This is a genomic window from Bacillus sp. SIMBA_005, assembly GCF_046535585.1.
GTDB lineage: Bacteria > Bacillota > Bacilli > Bacillales > Bacillaceae > Bacillus > Bacillus pumilus.
In genome coordinates this window covers 1-277 of the sequence record NZ_JAWRWI010000301.1, presented here as the reverse complement: position 1 = coordinate 277, position 277 = coordinate 1, and the positions used below count along the sequence as shown (strand labels likewise).

Below are 277 nucleotides of genomic sequence, written 5' to 3'. Positions count from 1 at the left end.
ACCTACGGCATGGCGGTGTTCTTCCCGGCGCTGTTCACCGACCGCCTCGACTGGTCGGTCGGTCAGTTCCTTCTGCTGACGACCGTGATCTACGCCGTCAACATCCCCTTCAATCTGTTCTTCGGCGCTCTCGGTGACAAGATCGGCTGGTCGAAGACCGTCGTCTGGTTCGGCGCCGTGCTCTGCGCCGTATCGATGGCGGCCCTGTATGTCGTGCCCGTCTGGGCCGTCGACAACGGCTACGGCTTCGCCTACCCGCTGACGCTGCTGATCGGCG

The 277-nt window shown here is 63.9% G+C and carries 1 pseudogene; it reads left to right on the top strand.

The annotated features are described in order from the left end of the window. Positions 1-277, top strand: a pseudogene (locus SB660_RS20210) (hypothetical protein); the annotation flags it as partial.